Below are 15,405 nucleotides of genomic sequence, written 5' to 3' on the forward strand. Positions count from 1 at the left end.
TCTCCTCTCAGATCAGGTGAGTTGGGCGGCGATCGCGTCGGCCATCGGCGCGGGGACGCCGAGGCGGGCACGCAGGGTGTCGGTGTCGATCGGGGAGCCGGTCCGGGCGCGGTGGTCGTCGGCGACCTTGCGGGCGTGGTCGACCAGAGCGGCCGAGACGGCAGGAGCCGGAGCAGCAGTGGGCAGGGCGGGAGCGTCGTCCGCGGCCGGGATGGAGTCCGCCGGGTCAGGGGCGGGAGTGGGCTCGGGGGCCGGGGCTGCGGGCGCCGGCGGAACCGGCACCCGGTCCCCGTCACTGTTCGGCGAGTGCGCCAGAAGGGTGCCGCCGAGGAAGGCGAGCGCAGGCCAGCCAGCGACGCCGAAGCGCAGCCAGGCCGGAGGGTTGGTCAGATCAAGGAACCCGGCGGTGGCGACGTTCGCGCCGAGCGAGGCCACCAGGGCGACCAGGAACCAGCACCAGGCCAGACGGGAGGGCCCGAAGTTCCGCAGCCGTCGCCAGGCCGCGACCAGGAGCAGGTCAACCGAGATCGGATAGGCCCATGCCTTCCAGCCGTCCTGTCCGGCAGCAGAGGCAAGGTCGTGCAGGTGGGCGAAGGACAGCGCGCCAGCGATCACGGCTTGCACGAGTACGGCGTCCAGGCGGACCGAACGGGGCATGTCTTCACCTCCTTCGAAGAGTTGTAGCCGGGGCCGGGCGGGGCTCACGAGATCCGGCCGCCCGGCCTAGGCGGTGTTCAGTCGGTGGCTTCGCCGGAGCCGAAGCAGGTCAGGCACATGCCGGTCTGCCGATGACCGGTGGTCCGCTGCTTGCGTCCGCCGACACGGACCGCGACGGAGATCTCTCCGGAGCCCTCGCAGGTCTTGCACTGCGGCGGGGCGGCGGGCTTACGAGCGGGGCTCTTGCGTGCGGGCATGGGTGGTGCTCCTTCCGTGATCAGGCATGGACGGGGTAGGGACCTGGCGCGAGACGGTCACGCCGACCGGGAAGCGGGGAAGATCAGGCCGCGCTCGGAGCGGACTCCACGGCCGGAGCCGAGATCGGCATCAGGTGCGGGAGCACGGGCCGGAACGGGGCCAGTTCGGGCAGGTCCGGAGTGCGGTCCGCGTGCCGATTGCAGATGTTGACGGCCTTGCGCAGGGACGTGTGCGGGGCCCGGATGCGAGACCAACCGCCGGTCGAGTCGCCGGAGATGGCCACGCCGCGGAGTTCGGCGGGAATCGAGATCGCGGCCAAGACTGCGTCGGGGGCGATGTCGCCGAAGGCCATGTTCGCCGAGGTCTCATCGTTCACGCGGTGAGCGGTGCGGCCGGAGAGCTGGGCGCGGAGCATCGTGATGCCCTTGCCGAGTTCGGAGCCGAAGCGCTGCCCGCAGATCTCCAGGTAGACCCCGGCAGCACGGCCGAGCTGGGCCAGGCGCACGAGCGCGGTGATGATCCGGTCTCGACGCTTCTCTTCGATCTTGTTTGCGAAGAGGGCGAGTTCGGCGACCTCGTCGACGAGGACGACGATCGGGACCGGTCGCAGGTCCTCGGGGAGGTCCCAGATGTCGGCAGCGATCTCTGCATCCGGGATCGCGGACGCCACTCCCTGATGGGCACGGATGGTCTGGTAGACGCCCTCCATGTGGTCCACGAGCGCGTCAAGGAGGTCCGCAGCGGTGTCGGGGTTGTCGGCCAGCGCGGAGAACCGGCGGGCGAGCGGGAACAGCTCGACACCTTGCTTGCAGTCGATCCCGACCAGGCCCACGTCACGCGGGGCGAGTTCGGCGACCAGGTTGCGCAGGTACACCGACTTGCCGGACTCGGTGGCCCCGAGGGTGAGGGCGTGCGGGATGGCACGGTAGTCGCGGTAGTGCACCGCGCCGTCCTCCCGCAGGGCGACCGGGATGCGCATCGGCGCCGGGTCGGTCTTGGCGGGCATGTGCACGCGCTTGAGCACGTCGTAGCCGGTCATGCGCAACTCGACGATGCCCGAGCGCAGCTCACGCGAGGAGACGCCGTACAGGCCAAAGGAGTGCCGTAGCCGATCAGTGGACGCGGCCACGTCGAAGGCGTCCTGCCCGGGGCGGAGCTTGATCCGTAGGACCAGGCCGGTCCGGGTCGGCCGCAGCCGCAGGATGCGCGGAGCCCGCGGGCCGGGCATGTCCCGGTTGGTCATCCGGGCGAGCCGCATTCGCCAGCGGGGCGGCGGGACCGTCAGGCCGCAGGCGTCCATGACCGAGCCGTAGCGGACCAGCAGACGCAGCGCGGCAAGGGTGACCCCGAAGGTCAGCCAGTACCAGGCGGGGCGCCGCCACCGCAGGAGACCCGCAGCAGCAGCGACCAGCAGCACGAAGGCGAGAAGCCACGTCATGGTCAGGCAGCCTTCGACTTCGAGGCGTCCGCGGCCAGCGAGGTCACAGCCACCGCGCGGAACGAGATGCCGTGGCGCTTGCCGTTGCCGAAGTCGTTCTCCCACGGGCGGGCGATCAGCCCCGTGAGCGCGACGGGCGTACCCATCACGAGCTCACCCGAGATGCCCGGCTCGGGCACCGTGACGGCCAGGAGCTCCACCTCATCGTTGGCGGAGAACATGACGTCGACCGTCATCAGGTGGGCGCCGGTCTCGACGTCCGTGGCGATCTCGCCGGTACGGCGGTCCTTGACCTTGGGCTGCGGGGCCTTGGCCACCATCACGGCGGCGGCGGAGGTGTCAACGGGGATCTGACGCATCGTCTTGTCTCCTGCTCTGAGGGGCTGTTGCCGCCGAGTTCGGCGGCGACGAGATCAGGAGACCGCGAGAAGGGGTGGACGTATCTCGGTCCAGAGGGACGTTTAGGGACGTCTTCGAGTAGGGTAAAACGTCCTTGGCCGTCCACGCCTCCAGGGGAGGAAGCCAACATGGCGAACGAGCGCTTACGAGCGGCGATTTCAGCTAAGGGACAGACGATTCAGTCGGTGGCTGATCACGTCGAGGTTGACCCCAAGAGCGTGGAACGGTGGATCACGCTGGGACGTACACCGCATCGGCGCCACCGCTGGACTACTGCCAGCTTCCTCGGAGTTGATGAGATCTACCTCTGGCCCGCCATCGAGAAGCAGGCCGAAACAGCCAGTGCCTCAGAGCTGGTGACCTACTACCCCCACCGCGGGGCGGTCCCTGCGGCCCTCTGGTCGTCGCTGATCGAGAACGCGACGCACCACGTCGAGATCCTGGTGTACGCGGGGCTGTTCCTCTTCGACGGACACCCGGACCTCCCCGACCAGTTGGCCGACAAGGCGAGGGCCGGAGCACAGATCCGCGTACTCCTCGGCGATCCTGACTCGGCGATGATCCATCAGCGCGGCGAAGAGGAAGGCATCGGCACCGACCTGGCAGCGCGAGCCCGCATCACTCGCCGCTACCTGGAGCCCGCCACGGCCACTCCGGGCGTGGAGCTGCGTCTCCACGACACGATCCTCTACAACTCGATCTACCGGTTCGACGACGACGTGTTGGTGAACCCGCACGTACTCGGAGCCCCCGCAGGGCAGAACCCGGTACTGCACTTCCGCTACCTTCCGGGCGCCCGGACGTTCCGCCACTACATGCGGAGCTTCGACTACGCCTGGGATCGAGGTCACCCGGCGTAGGAGCCTCCGCCGACGGAACATGCGAGGCTGGAGCCATGGCCCGCATCGACTACATCAATGATCCGAACGCCCCGAAGGCGAACAGCATCGTCCCCTCTGTGGTCGCTGTCGCCGTCAACGACGCCGGTCAAGTCCTCATGATCCGCAAAACGGATAACAACCTGTGGGCGCTCCCCGGCGGAGGGGTGGAGATCGGCGAGTCCGTCGCAGACGCCGCCGCCCGGGAGACCAAGGAAGAGACCGGGATCGATGTCGAGGTGACGCGTGTGGTCGGTCTCTACACCGACCCGGGTCACGTCATGGCGTACGACGATGGCGAGGTCCGCCAACAGTTCTCGATCTGTTTCACGGCCCGCATCCTCGGCGGCGAGCCCCGAACGAGCAGTGAGAGCAAGGAAGTCGTCTTCGTTGATCCGGAGCAGCTGGGCGAGCTGAACATCCATCCGTCCATGCGGATGCGGATCGAGCACGGCCTGTCCAACCGCTCCGAGCCCTACATCGGGTGACTAGGCGGCAATGCGACCACGAGTGCGCTCGACCGCGGCCCCGAGGTACGGCCGGGCCTTGCTGATCGCGTTGTGCACTTCGCTGCCGGGCTCGTACCGCACCAGGATCTCGTCGATCCGACGAGCAAAGTCGAAGGATTGGCCGGCGGGCCCGGTCGTCATGTCGGCGTAGATGAGCGCATCGAGGAGCGGCGAGTCTTCCCGCTCGTAGACGGCCAACTCAGCCGACAGCCCGCGCTGTTCAGCCTCGTACACGGCGCCGGAGTGATGGGCGACCAGCCGGACGAGCCGGTCAGGAGCACCCAGGGATTCAAGGTGGCGGGCCCCGTCGAGCGGGTGGAACCCGGTCTCGCGCAGCTCCGGCGCGTAGCCGATGTCGTGCAACCACGCTGCGGCAACGAGGAGATCGCGCTCATCCTCCGGCACAGCCGCCACAGCCTCGCGAGCCCGTGCAGCCACAGCCTGAGTGTGAAGCCAGCGGTTACCGAGCGGGGGCAAGAGGGACTCGGCCAGGTCGGCCGCTCCCTGAGGCGTGTCCAGTGCAAGAGGCATGAATCGCACCGTATCCGAGCCGCGGAGCGCAGGACAGTCCGGCGATGCCGACAAGGCCCCTGGCGCGCTGGCGCGGTGGAACTTTCCCTACATCATCAAGGCCCGCGCACGGCGCGGACGCGGGCCGCCTCAGCGGCCCGGCCTGCCTCCTGTCTCCGCCCCGGCTGGCCGGGCCCGGCGGCCCGCTGCGTGCATGCGGGCGAGGTCAGAAAACACCCTCTATGGCTGGGGCGGTCGGCTCCACGGCTTTAGGCAGCCACTTTGGGGCGAGCCTCTAAGATCATGGCCCAACGTCGTGCTTTAACGGGCAGGTCCACAGACTGCCCGACTCGCCATCAGCTTAACGGGCCATGATCACTCGCCCCAAAGCAGCTCCAGCCCAAAGCCGCTCCGCCGACCTGGCTGCCCACCTCGCGCACGATCAACGAGTTTCTACGAACCCATACTCGAGCAAGCAACAGCGATCTACAGTTCTCCTGTCCGTCATGAACAGAAGCGACTGATGAGGTGGAGCAGCACAGTGGCAAAGCAGTCGGATCAGACCCCCTTGTTCGATGACCTTGAAGACGAGGATGTTACTGCCGAGCAGTCGGAGCCGCTTTCAGTACCACTGGAGGATCGTCGACTGGTCACGCAGCCGTACGACTTGTCACTTGCGACTCTGGTAGACGACATCGAGAGGGAACGCCTCCTCTTGAGCATCGAGTATCAGCGGAAGTACGTATGGGACAGGTCGAAGGCCAGCCGTCTGATCGAAAGCTTCCTACTCAACATTCCAGTTCCAGTTTGCTATTTCGCGGAGAATGAAGATGGCTCCTACGAAGTAATTGATGGACTTCAGCGGATCCAAACAGTCAAGGACTTCCTGTCAGGGGAATTCGCCTTGCGCGGAGTTTCCGTTGTCAGCGAATTCGAAGGGTTGCACTACGACCAACTCCCCCCCAAAGAGCAGCGCCGACTGAGCAATAGGACCATTCGATGCATCGTAATCACCGATGACTCTCACCCGGATATCAAGTTCGACGTATTTGAGCGCTTGAACACCGGTTCGGCAATGCTCGCCGCGCAAGAACTGAGGAATTGCATCTACCGAGGCGGCCTCAACACTTACCTCAAAGAGCTAGCAGAGGATCCAAACTTCTCGCGAATTCTCGGAGGGCTAAAGAATAATCGAATGGCTTACGAGGAGCTAGCCTTGCGCTTCTTCTCTTTGTACGAGGACCTCGCGGGATATCGCCCACCCCTGCGGCAATTGCTTAACGGTTACATGCGGAATCATCGCACCGGAGCTCCAGACAGTGAGGCCATCCGCGTATTCTCTGAAACTTGCACAACCGCATTCGAAATCTTTGGCGCAGACGGCTTTAGGCCTATCAAAGACGGCAAGCTGGGCGCCTTCAATAAAGCTCTCTTCGACTCAATCATGCTGCCGCTTGCGTACGCAGATAGAGGTGCAGCGGTGAGTAAGACGGAAGAGATCAAGGAGCTACGCACGGAGCTCCTTGATCGAGAAAGCTTCCAAACTGATATCGGGCGTGCGACGGCCGACCGAAGCCGAATGCACGGACGCATCACAGCTTTCGCCAAGGGGCTTAAGAGGCTTGGTGTGCGCTGTGACCTTCCGCGACTCCCGGACTAGGCGGAAGGAAATGGCCGACACATCGCTCGGAGCATTGTCCGAGTTCATTGACAGTCTGCGCGAAGTAGAGACGCTACTAGCCGCCGCCCCATCACAGCCGTTGGGCGATGGAAGCGTTTCACGTCAGTCTCATAATCGGGATCTAGTCAATGCGGTTAACCGGTCCGCGATGGTGATGCTGGTTGCCCATTTCGAGGGATTCGTAAAGTCTGCCCTCACGGAATTGATCGATGAGATCTCCGAGGCAGAGCCTCCAACTCGCCGCCTTCCCGAAGGCCTGCTGGAACTCCACACACGCGAACGGATACAGGAAATCTTCGGAACTGCGGGCCCAGACAGGATCCACAAGACCCGCAGACTTTTTTCAGCCTACGCATCACTATGGGATTCAGACCGAACAGTCAATCCTCGCATCCTTTCAGCCAGGGTCCTCACGCGCCAATTCACCAACGCGCGACCCGAGGTGCTCGATAGCGTCTTTTCTATCCTCGATGTTCAAGATGTCCTAGCGACAATGGACGCCCACGTGAACCAAGCCATCATGGACCGTGGCGACAGCGCAACTCGAGTCAAGGTTAGCGTCAAACTCGAGGAAATCGTTAATCGGCGCAACAAGATAGCTCACGGTGACAAGTCTGAGAAGCCTACACGATTTGAGGTAGAGGGCCACCTAAGCTTCCTTAAGGACGTCGCAGAGTGCCTCGCGCAAGTACTTCAGCAGACGATCAACCGTTGTTGTTCTTTGCGATGAGGGAGATGCGAAATTAGGTGGGTGCACCACATCAACCTTGATGCGAATTCATGTAACACCGAAGCGCGAGACGCCCCCTGCCTACCTCAAAGAGAGCCGAACTCCTTATGAGGTGTCACGCACAAGCGCCCTCCCGGGCCGTCCTGGGGCCGTGGAAGGGCGCTCGTTGGTGACCAGCGCTGACAACTGGCGACAGCTAAGCCGCAGCTCAGAGCGGTGATCCAGTACACGACCGCAGGTCACGGCCGCCGATGATCAGTTGTGGCTGTGCAGTACCTCGTTCAGCCCGCCCCACACCGCATTGTTCGGCCGGGCCTCGACCGTGCCGGTGACCGAGTTGCGGCGGAAGAGGATGTTCGAGGCGCCGGAGAGGTCGCGGGCCTTGACGATTTCGCCGTCGGGCATCGTGACGCGGGTGCCCGCGGTGACGTAGAGGCCGGCCTCGACGACGCACTCGTCGCCGAGGGCGATGCCGACGCCCGCCTCGGCGCCGACGAGGCAGCGCTCGCCGATGACGATGCGGACGTTGCCGCCGCCGGAGAGAGTGCCCATCGTGGAGGCGCCGCCGCCGATGTCGGAGCCGTCGCCGACGACGACGCCCGCGGAGATGCGGCCCTCGACCATCGACGTGCCGAGCGTGCCGGCGTTGAAGTTCACGAAGCCCTCGTGCATGACCGTGGTGCCCTCGGCGAGGTGCGCGCCGAGGCGGACGCGGTCGGCGTCGGCGATGCGCACGCCCTTGGGCGCGACGTAGTCGGTCATGCGCGGGAACTTGTCGATCGAGGTGACCTGGAGGTGCAGGCCCTCGGCGCGGGCGTTCAGGCGGACCTTCTCGACGTCGTCGACGGCGACCGGGCCGAGCGAGGTCCAGGCGACGTTGGCCAGGAAGCCGAACTGGCCGTCCAGGTTCAGGCCGTGCGGCTTGACCAGGCGGTGGCTGAGCAGGTGCAGGCGCAGGTACACGTCGTGCGCGTCCAGCGGCTTGTCGTCGAGGGAGCCGATGACCGTACGGACGGCCACGACCTCGACACCGCGGCGGGCGTCGGGGCCGATCGCCTTCGCGGCACCCTCGCCGAGCAGCTCGACGGCCTTGTCGGCGGAGAGCTTCTCGGTACCGGCCGGGCCGGGCTCGTCCGTCAGGGACGGCGCGGGGAACCAGGTGTCGAGAACGGTGCCGTCGGCGGTGACGGTGGCGAGGCCGGCGGCGACGGCGCCGGTGGAGCGGGGAGCAAGGGTCGTGTCGGTCATGGGGCCCAACTTAATCGGCGGGCCCCTGTTCGAGCGAACCAGCGGGGGCGGCGTCTCAGGTGCCGGGCGCCGCCCCGTGCCCGTCCGTCCGTCCGTCAGGGGCGGTCCCCCTTGTGGTCGACGACCGCCGTGTCCAGGAGCGCGTTCTGGAACATGATGTCGCCGGCCTTCCACGGCCGGTCCGGGGTGTCGGGGGAGTACGACTCCTTGAAGTCCTTGACGATCAGCCACCGGTCACCGAGATACTGGTAGGTGCGCGGGTCGATCAGGATCTCCCGGCGGACCGTCTGCCCCTTCTCGTCGTGCCCGACCGCGATGGCGTCCCGGCCGGCGGCGTCGTGCACGAGACGCGGGGTGACCTCGGCGCCGGGCACCGCGGCCAGCGCCCGGTACAGCTTGGCGAGGGCCTTCGGCGGCATGGGCCTGGTCTCCAGTACGACGCTCATCGCGCGCATGTCGTGCTCGCCCTCGGACTCGGGGTCGCCCTTGCCCGAGGGGTAGTAGGCGCGGACCTTCTTGAGGACGGCGTCCGGGTCGTCGGGGAGCGCGTTCAGGAACTGGAGCCGTTCGCGCGGCGAGCGGTCGTCGCCCTCCTTGCCGTTCTCGAAGCGCGGGTCCGCGTACAGCGTCCAGGACTCCTGGGCGCCCCTCTTCGGCGAGGTCTGGGTATTGCTCTTGTCCTTGGGCCAGACTCCCGGGTCGCGGGAGAGCGTCTTCGTGTAGATCCACTGCCCGGCGCGCGGGGTGGCGGGCGGGCCGGCCTGCTCCATGGCGGTCGCGGCGCGCTCCATCACCTCGCCGACCGATCCCCGTACCGTCCGGGTGTCGGCGGGCGCGGACCGGTCGGCGCCGTCCCCGCCGACCCCGGCGGCCAGCACGGCGACCGCGGTCAGCGCGGCGGCCGCCCCGACCGCGGCGAACCGCCAGTCGGCCCGCAGCCTCCGCGCCCGGCCGCCCCCGGCGGCGGCGACGAGCCTGTCCCGGCCGGGAGCGAGCCGGCCCCGGTCGGGCGTCGGCGCCCCGGCCCGGAAGTCCCGTACGTCCTTCATCTCGTCCACGTTCACGGCCGGACCACCTCCGCCATGTCACTCACGAACGCCGGGTCCGCCCCCAGGGCGGCCCGTACCTTCCTGCGCGCCCGGTTCAGCCGCGACCGCACGGTCCCGACGGGTATTCCGAGCGCCTCGGCGACGTCCTGGTACGTCAGATCGGCCCAGGCCACGAGCAGCAGCACGTGCCGGTCGGCGGCGGACAGCGCGGCGAGCGCGTCGGCGAGCGGGGCCTGGGCAGCGACGCGGTCCGCGGTGTCCTCGACCCAGCCGGCCGCGACCGGGTCGCGACCGGTCCTGGCCAGCGCGCGCAGCCCGCGCACCTCCTTGCGCCGCTGCTTGCCGATGAGGTGCGCGGCGATCCCGTACAGCCACGGCCGGGCGGCGGTCCGCGCGGTGTCGTAGCGGGCGCGCACCCGGAACGCGGTGAGGAAGGTGTCGGCGGTGATGTCGTCCGCGGCCTGCTCGCCGAGCCGCCGGGTCACGTACCGGTGGATGTCGGGCGCGTAGCGGTCGTAGAGCAGGGCGAACAGCTCGGGCTGTTCCAGGGATCTGGCGATGATCAGGCCGTCGTGCTCGCCGGGCCCGGTGTCGGGCCCCGGTGGTCCGCTCACGAGTCCTCCGTCCGCGGGTGGGGAGGCCGAGCGGGGCGGGGAACACCCCCGTGTCTCCCCGGACCCGCTCGGCGTGTCAGCCGTTGTTCCCCGCGGGCACCGGAAGAGTTCACGCCGCACAGGAAATTCTCAGGGGATCAGCCGGGCCAGCATCTCGCGGGCGTATCCGGCGTCGTACGCGCCGTCCGTGAGCAGCACCTGGAGCGAGATGCCGTCGAGCAGCGCGACGAGGGCCCGCGCGGTGACGGGGTCGGTCCGCTCGGCGAGGACCTCGGCCAGTCCCTGGCACCACTCGGCGGCGACGGGCCGCAGCGCGGGGCGGCGCAGGGCCGCGAGGTACAGCTCGTACTCCAGCTCGACGCCGACGCGCTCCCCGGCGAGCCATTCGCCGAGCAGCCCGGCCAGCTCACCGGCGAGGTCGAGCGCCGGGTCCTGGAAGACGCCGCGCGCGGCGACGACCTTGGCGAAGCCCTCGTTGGCCTGCCGCAGCGCGGCGACCATCAGCTCGTCGAGGGTCTTGAAGTGGTACGTGGTCGAGCCCAGCGGCACATCGGCCTCGGCGGCGACGGTGCGATGGCTCAGCCCCGCGATGCCCTTCTCCCCCACGACCCGGATCGCGGCGTCGATGATCCGCTGACGCCGCTCGGGGTCGTAGCGCCGCGCCGCCATCAGTGCGCCCCGCCGAGATTGAGCAGCACGACGCCGCCGATGACGAGCACGATGCCCGCGACCTTCGCCAGGGTCAGGCCCTCACCGAGGAAGATCATGCCGATCGCGGCGATGACGGCGGTGCCCGCGCCCGCCCAGATCGCGTAGGCGGTGCCGACCTGCACGGTCTTCAGGGTCTGGGCGAGCAGCGCGAACGCGATCACGTATCCGCAGACGGTGATCAGCGAGGGCCAGAGCCGGCTGAAACCCTCGCTGTACTTCATGGCCGTGGTGGCGGCCACTTCGGCGGCGATGGCGCCCGCCAGCAGAACGTATCCCATGTGTACGAGGGTACACATCGTTGTGTACGCCCGTACACACCGCGCGGGCGGCGGGCAGGGTCGTGGAGTGTCAGGACACCGTGAAGCGGACGGTCCGCGCCTTCTTCCACTCGTCGTGGTCGAGGTCCTTGGCCGCGGTGCCGTCGCCGTACAGATCGGCGTCGCCGTTGTCGGTGATCAGCTGGGCGCTCTGGCCGGACGCCGTCAGGTCGGGCACCGAGACGACGGCCTCCCAGCCGCCGGGGTCGGTGGTGGGCAGGTCGCGGACCTTCGCGGGCGCGTGCCCCGCGACGCCGTCCCACCGGTAGAGCGCGTAGGGGTCGGAGTTGTCGTCGGCGGCCCAGCTGCCCGCGACGATCAGGTACTGGTTCGCCGCGTTCTTGCGGATGTCGCGGATGGACAGCCCGCCCAGGTCCAGCTCGATGGGGGTACCGAAGGCCGGGGTCGAACCGCTCGCGACGACCTTGTCCATGTTGGTGACGGGCACGATGAGCGCCTTGCCGCCGTTGGCCGGCGGGACGAGCGGGGCGCGGAAGCCGACGTACGCGGTGGTGGTCGAGCCGGGCGCGAACTCCAGGCCCTCGACGTTGAACCCGTCGATCTGCTTCGGGGCCTGGCCGTCCGCCGTGGCGTCCTTGAAGCCGTAGCGGTCGCCGTTGTCCTCGTCCCAGGCGACGAGCTTGTCGCGCAGCTTCTTGTAGGAGTGGGCGTAGGTCAGCTCGGTGGCGGCGCCGGAGCCGCTGACCGTCGTGGTGAAGACGGTGTTGCGGTCGGCCTTGTACTCGCCGTCCTTGTTGTTGCCGAGCGAGCCGGTCCAGTAGATGAGGTTGCCGACACGGGTGGCGCCCTCGATGTCGATCTCCTTGCTCGCGCCGACCTTGGACGTCATGTCCCAGGTCTTCACGGGCGCGCCGGAGACCGCGCCGTTGTACAGCCGCAGCACGTTCGTCTCGTCGTCCGCGACGATCACGTAGCCGCCGCCCGCGTCGACGGCGGCGGAGGCGTCGGACGAGCCGGTGAGGTAGCGGGTGTCGGCCGGGTTCTGCACGGCCTGGGAGGCCGCGTAGTGCAGCTTGGTGGTGGCCGTGGCGCCGCCGGTGCCGGTCACCTTCAGCGTCAGGTCGGTGTAGCCCTGGGCGCGCGCGGCGACGGAGACGGTGCGGGTCGCGCCCGTGCCGCTGACGGTGACGTCGCCGGTCTGCGCGACGGACGTCTTGCTGCTGGCCGACGCGGTCACGGTGAGGGCGGAGGCGTCGGTGCCGCTCTGGGCGACGGTCACGGTGACTGCCGGGTCGCCGCTCGCGCCGACGGCGCCGGACAGATAGGCGGCCGACAGCTTGATCGTCGGCGTACTGGCCGCGGCGGCCGGGAAGTTGACGACGGCGACGGTGAGCAGTCCGCCCGCGGCGGCGACGGCCGCGCGGCGCGCGATCCGAGAGGTGTGCGGCACTGTGGTCCCTTCATCGACGTGATGCCGTCGGAAGGTTCCGCTCCGTACCCCAACCCCTGGTGTCGATCATGCGTACGGGGTCGGAACAGCTGGACCGGCAACGGCAAAGAGCCCCGGCCGCACGGGCCGGGGCTCTCCACTGAAGGGCTGTCTGCCGCAGGGATGTCTCAGACGTTGAACCCGAGCGCGCGCAGCTGCTCGCGGCCGTCGTCCGTGATCTTGTCCGGGCCCCACGGCGGCATCCAGACCCAGTTGATCCGCAGCTCGTTGACGATGCCGTCGGTGGCGGACTTGGCCTGGTCCTCGATGACGTCGGTCAGCGGGCACGCCGCCGAGGTCAGCGTCATGTCGATCGTCGCGATGTTCGCGTCGTCGATGTGGATGCCGTAGATCAGGCCCAGGTTGACGACGTCGATGCCCAGCTCGGGGTCGACGACGTCGTACAGCGCCTCGCGGACCTCCTCCTCGGAGGCCGGCTTCATCTCAACAGCGTTCTCGGTCATGCGGTCTTCGCCTCCTCCGCGAAAGCCTGCGCCGTCGCGTCCTTCCACGCCATCCAGCTCAACAGCGCGCACTTGACTCGGGCCGGGTACTTGGAGACTCCGGCGAACGCGATCGCGTCCTCCAGGACCTCCTCCATCGCATCGTCCGGCTCGATCTGCCCCTTGGACTGCATCAGCTCCAGGAAGGTCTCCTGGATCTTCCGCGCGTCCGCGAGCTCCTTGCCGACGAGCAGGTCGTTCAGCACGGAGGCCGAGGCCTGGCTGATGGAGCAGCCCTGGCCCTCGTAGCTGACGTCCTCGATCTTCTCGCCGTCGTACTTGACGCGCAGCGTGATCTCGTCGCCGCACGTCGGGTTGACGTGGTGCACCTCGGCGTCGCCGTCCCGCAAGCCCCGCCCGTGCGGGTGCTTGTAGTGGTCCAGGATGACTTCCTGGTACATCGAATCCAGCTTCACGTTCTCAGCCAGCCCCTCAGCCGAAGAAGTTCCGTACGTGCTCCAGGCCGTCGACCAGCGCGTCGATCTCGCCGGGCGTGGAGTACAGATAGAACGACGCTCGCGTGGTCGCAGGAATTCCGTACCGCAGGCAGACGGGCCGCGCGCAGTGGTGGCCGACGCGGACCGCGATGCCCTGCTCGTCGAGGACCTGGCCCACGTCGTGCGGGTGGATGTCGCCGAGCGTGAAGGAGATCGCGGCGCCCCGGTCCTCGGCCGTGGTGGGGCCGATGATCTTCAGGTCCGGGACTTCCTGGAGCTTCTTCACGGCGTACTCGGTGAGCGCCTGCTCGTGCCGCAGGACGTTCTCCATGCCGATCGCGTTCAGGTAGTCGATCGCCGCCCCGAGGCCGATGGCCTGCGAGATCGGCGGCGTACCCGCCTCGAACTTGTGCGGCGCCGGAGCGTACGTCGACGAGTGCATCGAGACCGTCTCGATCATCTCGCCGCCACCGAGGAACGGCGGCAGGTCCTCCAGGAGCTCCTGGCGGCCCCAGAGGACGCCGATGCCGGTCGGGCCGCACATCTTGTGGCCGGTGAAGGCCACGAAGTCGGCCTGGAGCGCCTGCACGTCGAGCGGCATGTGCGGGGCGGCCTGCGAGGCGTCGATCAGGACCAGGGCGCCGACCTCCTGGGCGCGGCGCACGATGGCCTCGACCGGGTTGTGGGTGCCCAGGATGTTCGACACCAGCACGAAGGAGACGATCTTCGTCTTCTCGGTGATGACCTCGTTGATGTTGCTCAGGTCGAGGCGGCCGTCGTCGGTCAGACCGAACCACTTCAGCTTCGCGCCGGTGCGCTGCGAGAGCAGCTGCCACGGCACGATGTTGGAGTGGTGCTCCATCTCCGTGATGACGATCTCGGTCTCGTGGTCGACCTTGTACGGCTCGTCGGCCCAGCCGAGCATGTTGGCGACGAGATTGAGCGACTCCGAGGCGTTCTTCGTGAAGATGACCTCGTCGCGGCTCGGCGCGTTGATGAACGCGGCGACCTTGTCGCGCGCGCCCTCGTACAGCGCCGTGGCCTCCTCGGCCAGCACGTGCACGCCGCGGTGGACGTTGGCGTTGTGCTGCTCGTAGTACTCGTTCAGGACGTCGAGCACCTGGCGCGGCGTCTGCGAGGTCGCCGCGTTGTCCAGGTACACGAGCTTCTTGCCGTCGTGGAGCACCCGGTCGAGGATCGGGAAGTCCTTGCGGATCGCCTCGGTGTCGAGGAGGCCCGGCAGCTGTGTCACGCGGATACGCCACCCTTCACGTACTTGTCGTAGCCCTCGGCCTCGAGCTGGTCGGCGAGCTCGGCGCCGCCGGACTCGACGATGCGGCCGTTCGCGAACACGTGCACGAAGTCGGGCTTGATGTAGCGCAGGATGCGCGTGTAGTGGGTCACCAGGAGGGTGCCGACCTCGCCGTTCTCACGGACGCGGTTGATGCCCTCGGAGACGATGCGCAGCGCGTCGACGTCCAGGCCGGAGTCGGTCTCGTCGAGGATCGCGATCTTCGGCTTCAGGAGCTCCAGCTGGAGGATCTCGTGGCGCTTCTTCTCACCGCCGGAGAAGCCCTCGTTCACGTTGCGCTCGGCGAAGGACGGGTCCATGGAGAGCTTCTCCATGGCCTCCTTGACCTCCTTCACCCAGGTGCGCAGCTTGGGGGCCTCGCCGCGCACGGCGGTGGCCGAGGTGCGCAGGAAGTTGGAGACGGAGACGCCGGGGACCTCGACCGGGTACTGCATGGCGAGGAAGAGGCCGGCGCGGGCGCGCTCGTCGACGGACATCTCCAGGACGTCCTCGCCGTCGAGCGTGACGGTGCCGGAGGTGATCGTGTACTTGGGGTGACCCGCCAGCGAGTAGGCGAGAGTCGACTTGCCGGAGCCGTTGGGGCCCATGATGGCGTGCGTCTCGCCCTGCTTCACGGTCAGGTCGACGCCCTTGAGGATCTCCTTCGTGGCGTTGTCCGCCTCGACGGTGACGTGCAGGTCCTTGATTTCAAGCGTTGCCATGGG

At 67.8% G+C, this 15,405-nt stretch carries 19 protein-coding genes; 4 read left to right on the top strand and 15 right to left on the bottom strand.

Annotation, left to right across the window (positions count from 1 at the left end):
• Positions 1-12: 12 nt before the first annotated feature.
• The 4 genes from ABII15_RS09505 to ABII15_RS09520 form a co-directional block, all read right to left on the bottom strand.
• Positions 13-657 (bottom strand): DUF2637 domain-containing protein, encoded by a 645-nt coding sequence (locus ABII15_RS09505; protein ID WP_353941846.1) that lies wholly within the window; start codon positions 655-657, stop codon positions 13-15.
• 77 nt (positions 658-734) lie between these two features.
• Positions 735-914, bottom strand: a complete 180-nt coding sequence (locus ABII15_RS09510; protein ID WP_353941847.1) for a hypothetical protein — start codon at positions 912-914, stop codon at positions 735-737.
• Between the two features lie 83 nt (positions 915-997).
• A complete protein-coding gene (locus tag ABII15_RS09515; RefSeq protein WP_353941848.1) occupies positions 998-2,353 on the bottom strand; it encodes an FtsK/SpoIIIE domain-containing protein in 1,356 nt (451 codons plus the stop codon).
• Between the two features lie 2 nt (positions 2,354-2,355).
• A complete protein-coding gene (locus ABII15_RS09520; RefSeq protein WP_353941849.1) occupies positions 2,356-2,712 on the bottom strand; it encodes a hypothetical protein in 357 nt (118 codons plus the stop codon).
• Between the two features lie 168 nt (positions 2,713-2,880).
• Between ABII15_RS09520 and ABII15_RS09525 the strand changes: the two genes are divergently transcribed.
• Positions 2,881-3,612: an XRE family transcriptional regulator gene (locus tag ABII15_RS09525; protein ID WP_353941850.1), complete on the top strand. Its 732-nt coding sequence runs from the start codon at positions 2,881-2,883 to the stop codon at positions 3,610-3,612.
• A 35-nt stretch (positions 3,613-3,647) separates the two neighbouring features.
• Entirely contained in the window at positions 3,648-4,118 is a 471-nt protein-coding gene (locus ABII15_RS09530; protein ID WP_353941851.1) for an NUDIX domain-containing protein, read from the top strand.
• On the opposite strand, the gene ABII15_RS09535 is transcribed toward ABII15_RS09530, so the two are convergent.
• The gene (locus ABII15_RS09535; protein ID WP_353941852.1) at positions 4,119-4,670 is read right to left on the bottom strand and encodes an HD domain-containing protein; all 552 of its coding nucleotides are present in this window, start codon (positions 4,668-4,670) and stop codon (positions 4,119-4,121) included.
• A 520-nt stretch (positions 4,671-5,190) separates the two neighbouring features.
• Here ABII15_RS09535 and ABII15_RS09540 point away from each other — a divergent pair.
• On the top strand, positions 5,191-6,309 hold the full coding sequence (locus tag ABII15_RS09540) for a DUF262 domain-containing protein (protein WP_353941853.1): 1,119 nt from the start codon (positions 5,191-5,193) through the stop codon (positions 6,307-6,309).
• 10 nt (positions 6,310-6,319) lie between these two features.
• Complete coding sequence (locus ABII15_RS09545) at positions 6,320-7,060, top strand: MAE_28990/MAE_18760 family HEPN-like nuclease (protein WP_353941854.1); 741 nt, start codon at positions 6,320-6,322, stop codon at positions 7,058-7,060.
• 255 nt (positions 7,061-7,315) lie between these two features.
• On the opposite strand, the gene dapD is transcribed toward ABII15_RS09545, so the two are convergent.
• From dapD to sufC, 10 genes are all read right to left on the bottom strand, one after another.
• Positions 7,316-8,308, bottom strand: a complete 993-nt coding sequence (gene dapD, locus ABII15_RS09550) for a 2,3,4,5-tetrahydropyridine-2,6-dicarboxylate N-succinyltransferase (protein ID WP_353941855.1) — start codon at positions 8,306-8,308, stop codon at positions 7,316-7,318.
• Positions 8,309-8,403: 95 nt separating this feature from the next.
• On the bottom strand, positions 8,404-9,372 hold the full coding sequence (locus tag ABII15_RS09555) for a CU044_5270 family protein (RefSeq protein WP_353941856.1): 969 nt from the start codon (positions 9,370-9,372) through the stop codon (positions 8,404-8,406).
• On the bottom strand, positions 9,369-9,971 hold the full coding sequence (locus ABII15_RS09560; protein WP_353941857.1) for a sigma-70 family RNA polymerase sigma factor: 603 nt from the start codon (positions 9,969-9,971) through the stop codon (positions 9,369-9,371). Before ABII15_RS09560 ends, ABII15_RS09555 begins: the two co-directional genes overlap by 4 nt.
• A gap of 129 nt (positions 9,972-10,100) precedes the next feature.
• Positions 10,101-10,640, bottom strand: a complete 540-nt coding sequence (locus ABII15_RS09565) for a TetR family transcriptional regulator (RefSeq protein ID WP_353941858.1) — start codon at positions 10,638-10,640, stop codon at positions 10,101-10,103.
• Positions 10,640-10,960 (bottom strand): multidrug efflux SMR transporter, encoded by a 321-nt coding sequence (locus ABII15_RS09570; RefSeq protein ID WP_353941859.1) that lies wholly within the window; start codon positions 10,958-10,960, stop codon positions 10,640-10,642. The genes ABII15_RS09565 and ABII15_RS09570 overlap by 1 nt, the downstream gene beginning before the upstream one ends.
• Positions 10,961-11,030: 70 nt before the next feature.
• Positions 11,031-12,356, bottom strand: a complete 1,326-nt coding sequence (locus tag ABII15_RS09575) for a DUF3616 domain-containing protein (RefSeq protein ID WP_353947003.1) — start codon at positions 12,354-12,356, stop codon at positions 11,031-11,033.
• A 221-nt stretch (positions 12,357-12,577) separates the two neighbouring features.
• Positions 12,578-12,913 carry a metal-sulfur cluster assembly factor gene (locus tag ABII15_RS09580; RefSeq protein ID WP_018533312.1) on the bottom strand — a complete coding sequence of 112 codons (336 nt, stop codon included), beginning with the start codon at positions 12,911-12,913 and terminating at the stop codon, positions 12,578-12,580.
• On the bottom strand, positions 12,910-13,368 hold the full coding sequence (gene sufU / locus ABII15_RS09585; protein ID WP_353941860.1) for a Fe-S cluster assembly sulfur transfer protein SufU: 459 nt from the start codon (positions 13,366-13,368) through the stop codon (positions 12,910-12,912). The genes ABII15_RS09580 and sufU overlap by 4 nt, the downstream gene beginning before the upstream one ends.
• A gap of 16 nt (positions 13,369-13,384) precedes the next feature.
• On the bottom strand, positions 13,385-14,641 hold the full coding sequence (locus ABII15_RS09590; RefSeq protein WP_353941861.1) for a cysteine desulfurase: 1,257 nt from the start codon (positions 14,639-14,641) through the stop codon (positions 13,385-13,387).
• On the bottom strand, positions 14,638-15,402 hold the full coding sequence (gene sufC, locus ABII15_RS09595; protein ID WP_111666940.1) for a Fe-S cluster assembly ATPase SufC: 765 nt from the start codon (positions 15,400-15,402) through the stop codon (positions 14,638-14,640). Before sufC ends, ABII15_RS09590 begins: the two co-directional genes overlap by 4 nt.
• Positions 15,403-15,405 lie beyond the last annotated feature (3 nt).

Source organism: Streptomyces sp. HUAS MG91 (assembly GCF_040529335.1).
Taxonomy (GTDB): domain Bacteria; phylum Actinomycetota; class Actinomycetes; order Streptomycetales; family Streptomycetaceae; genus Streptomyces; species Streptomyces tabacisoli.

Excerpts from the sequence above, each read along its gene's own strand:
- dapD (WP_353941855.1), bottom strand. The coding sequence starts at position 8,308 with ATGACCGACACGACCCTTGCTCCCCGCTCCACCGGCGCCGTCGCCGCC.
- ABII15_RS09580 (WP_018533312.1), bottom strand. The coding sequence starts at position 12,913 with ATGACCGAGAACGCTGTTGAGATGAAGCCGGCCTCCGAGGAGGAGGTC.
- ABII15_RS09565 (WP_353941858.1), bottom strand. The coding sequence starts at position 10,640 with ATGGCGGCGCGGCGCTACGACCCCGAGCGGCGTCAGCGGATCATCGAC.
- ABII15_RS09505 (WP_353941846.1), bottom strand. The coding sequence starts at position 657 with ATGCCCCGTTCGGTCCGCCTGGACGCCGTACTCGTGCAAGCCGTGATC.
- ABII15_RS09520 (WP_353941849.1), bottom strand. The coding sequence starts at position 2,712 with ATGCGTCAGATCCCCGTTGACACCTCCGCCGCCGCCGTGATGGTGGCC.
- ABII15_RS09535 (WP_353941852.1), bottom strand. The coding sequence starts at position 4,670 with ATGCCTCTTGCACTGGACACGCCTCAGGGAGCGGCCGACCTGGCCGAG.
- ABII15_RS09525 (WP_353941850.1), top strand. The coding sequence starts at position 2,881 with ATGGCGAACGAGCGCTTACGAGCGGCGATTTCAGCTAAGGGACAGACG.
- ABII15_RS09570 (WP_353941859.1), bottom strand. The coding sequence starts at position 10,960 with ATGGGATACGTTCTGCTGGCGGGCGCCATCGCCGCCGAAGTGGCCGCC.
- ABII15_RS09515 (WP_353941848.1), bottom strand. The coding sequence starts at position 2,353 with ATGACGTGGCTTCTCGCCTTCGTGCTGCTGGTCGCTGCTGCTGCGGGT.
- ABII15_RS09530 (WP_353941851.1), top strand. The coding sequence starts at position 3,648 with ATGGCCCGCATCGACTACATCAATGATCCGAACGCCCCGAAGGCGAAC.
- ABII15_RS09510 (WP_353941847.1), bottom strand. The coding sequence starts at position 914 with ATGCCCGCACGCAAGAGCCCCGCTCGTAAGCCCGCCGCCCCGCCGCAG.
- ABII15_RS09545 (WP_353941854.1), top strand. The coding sequence starts at position 6,320 with ATGGCCGACACATCGCTCGGAGCATTGTCCGAGTTCATTGACAGTCTG.
- sufC (WP_111666940.1), bottom strand. The coding sequence starts at position 15,402 with ATGGCAACGCTTGAAATCAAGGACCTGCACGTCACCGTCGAGGCGGAC.